Source organism: Streptomyces sp. NPDC044002, from assembly GCF_056434525.1.
Window position 1 is genome coordinate 1,963 of sequence record NZ_JBWKEZ010000139.1, and the last position, 3,293, is coordinate 5,255.

A 3,293-nucleotide genomic window follows, 5' to 3' on the forward strand; every position below is an offset into this window, starting at 1 on the left:
GGTGCCTGGCGCGCTGTTGGGTCCTGAAGGCACGGCCGTTTGGTCAGTCTTCAGTGCCGGCCCCGGTAAAGGTCTGCTTCGGCAGGGTGTGACGGGTGGCTGGTCGTTATTTGAGAACTACACAGTGGACGCGAGCATCTGTGGCCAAGTTTTTAAGGGCGCACGGTGGATGCCTTGGCACCAGGAACCGATGAAGGACGTGAGAGGCCGCGATAGGCCCCGGGGAGCTGCCAACTGAGCTTTGATCCGGGGGTGTCCGAATGGGGAAACCCGGCAGTCGTCATGGGCTGTCACCCACTGCTGAACACATAGGCAGTGTGGAGGGAACGAGGGGAAGTGAAACATCTCAGTACCCTCAGGAAGAGAAAACAACCGTGATTCCGGGAGTAGTGGCGAGCGAAACCGGATGAGGCCAAACCGTATGCGTGTGAGACCCGGCAGGGGTTGCGCATGCGGGGTTGTGGGAATGAGCTTCAGTCGTCTGCCGGCGGCTGGGCGAGTCAGAAACCGTTGATGTAGTCGAAGGACATGCGAAAGGTCCGGCGTAGAGGGTAAGACCCCCGTAGACGAAACATCAGCGGCTTGCTTGCTCATCTCCCAAGTAGCACGGGGCCCGAGAAATCCCGTGTGAATCTGGCGGGACCACCCGCTAAGCCTAAATATTCCCTGGTGACCGATAGCGGATAGTACCGTGAGGGAATGGTGAAAAGTACCGCGGGAGCGGAGTGAAATAGTACCTGAAACCGTGTGCCTACAAGCCGTGGGAGCGTCGGATGCAGCTTGCTGTATCTCGTGACTGCGTGCCTTTTGAAGAATGAGCCTGCGAGTTAGCGGTGTGTAGCGAGGTTAACCCGTGTGGGGAAGCCGTAGCGAAAGCGAGTCCGAATAGGGCGATTGAGTTGCACGCTCTAGACCCGAAGCGGAGTGATCTAGCCATGGGCAGGTTGAAGCGGAGGTAAGACTTCGTGGAGGACCGAACCCACCAGGGTTGAAAACCTGGGGGATGACCTGTGGTTAGGGGTGAAAGGCCAATCAAACTCCGTGATAGCTGGTTCTCCCCGAAATGCATTTAGGTGCAGCGTCGTGTGTTTCTTGCCGGAGGTAGAGCACTGGATAGGCGATGGGCCCTACCGGGTTACTGACCTTAGCCAAACTCCGAATGCCGGTAAGTGAGAGCACGGCAGTGAGACTGTGGGGGATAAGCTCCATGGTCGAGAGGGAAACAGCCCAGAGCATCGACTAAGGCCCCTAAGCGTACGCTAAGTGGGAAAGGATGTGGAGTCGCAGAGACAACCAGGAGGTTGGCTTAGAAGCAGCCACCCTTGAAAGAGTGCGTAATAGCTCACTGGTCAAGTGATTCCGCGCCGACAATGTAGCGGGGCTCAAGCGTACCGCCGAAGTCGTGTCATTGCAGCAATAGGGCCAACGCCCGCTGTGATGGGTAGGGGAGCGTCGTGTGCCGGGTGAAGCAGCAGCGGAAGCTAGTTGTGGACGGTTCACGAGTGAGAATGCAGGCATGAGTAGCGATACACACGTGAGAAACGTGTGCGCCGATTGACTAAGGGTTCCTGGGTCAAGCTGATCTGCCCAGGGTAAGTCGGGACCTAAGGCGAGGCCGACAGGCGTAGTCGATGGACAACCGGTTGATATTCCGGTACCCGCTTTGAAACGCCCAATATCGAATCCTCTGATGCTAAGCCCGTGAAGCCGTTCCGGACCCTTCGGGGAAAGGAAAGTGGTGGAGCCGGCGACCCGAGGTGGTAGTAGGTAAGCGATGGGGTGACGCAGGAAGGTAGTCCAGCCCGGGCGGTGGTTGTCCCGGGGTAAGGGTGTAGGCCGTGTGGTAGGCAAATCCGTCACACGTTAAGGCTGAGACCTGATGCCGAGCCGATTGTGGCGAAGTGGATGATCCTATGCTGTCGAGAAAAGCCTCTAGCGAGTTTCATGGCGGCCCGTACCCTAAACCGACTCAGGTGGTCAGGTAGAGAATACCGAGGCGTTCGGGTGAACTATGGTTAAGGAACTCGGCAAAATGCCCCCGTAACTTCGGGAGAAGGGGGGCCATTCCTGGTGATGAGACTTGCTCTCTGAGCTGGGGGTGGCCGCAGAGACCAGCGAGAAGCGACTGTTTACTAAAAACACAGGTCCGTGCGAAGCCGTAAGGCGATGTATACGGACTGACGCCTGCCCGGTGCTGGAACGTTAAGGGGACCGGTTAGTGACCTTTCGGGGTTGCGAAGCTGAGAACTTAAGCGCCAGTAAACGGCGGTGGTAACTATAACCATCCTAAGGTAGCGAAATTCCTTGTCGGGTAAGTTCCGACCTGCACGAATGGCGTAACGACTTCTCGACTGTCTCAACCATAGGCCCGGTGAAATTGCACTACGAGTAAAGATGCTCGTTTCGCGCAGCAGGACGGAAAGACCCCGGGACCTTTACTACAGTTTGATATTGGTGTTCGGTTCGGCTTGTGTAGGATAGGTGGGAGACTTTGAAGCAGCCACGCCAGTGGTTGTGGAGTCGCCGTTGAAATACCACTCTGGTCGTGCTGGATGTCTAACCTCGGTCCGTGATCCGGATCAGGGACAGTGTCTGATGGGTAGTTTAACTGGGGCGGTTGCCTCCCAAAGGGTAACGGAGGCGCCCAAAGGTTCCCTCAGCCTGGTTGGCAATCAGGTGTTGAGTGTAAGTGCACAAGGGAGCTTGACTGTGAGACCGACGGGTCGAGCAGGGACGAAAGTCGGGACTAGTGATCCGGCGGTGGCTTGTGGAAGCGCCGTCGCTCAACGGATAAAAGGTACCCCGGGGATAACAGGCTGATCTTCCCCAAGAGTCCATATCGACGGGATGGTTTGGCACCTCGATGTCGGCTCGTCGCATCCTGGGGCTGGAGTCGGTCCCAAGGGTTGGGCTGTTCGCCCATTAAAGCGGTACGCGAGCTGGGTTTAGAACGTCGTGAGACAGTTCGGTCCCTATCCGCTGTGCGCGTAGGAATATTGAGAAGGGCTGTCCCTAGTACGAGAGGACCGGGACGGACGAACCTCTGGTGTGCCAGTTGTCCTGCCAAGGGCATGGCTGGTTGGCTACGTTCGGGAGGGATAACCGCTGAAAGCATCTAAGCGGGAAGCCTGCTTCAAGATGAGTATTCCCACCTCCTTGAGAGGGTAAGGCTCCCAGTAGACGACTGGGTTGATAGGCCAGATGTGGAAGCCCGGTAACGGGTGGAGCTGACTGGTACTAATAGGCCGAGGGCTTGTCCTCAGTTGCTCGCGTCCACTGTGTTAGTTCTGAAG

Annotated in this window: 1 rRNA gene; it reads left to right on the plus strand. The window is 57.1% G+C overall.

Features of this window, described 5'->3' with window-relative positions:
• The first annotated feature begins 142 nt into the window (after positions 1-142).
• Positions 143-3,261 (plus strand): 23S ribosomal RNA (locus AC07A6_RS41190).
• Positions 3,262-3,293 lie beyond the last annotated feature (32 nt).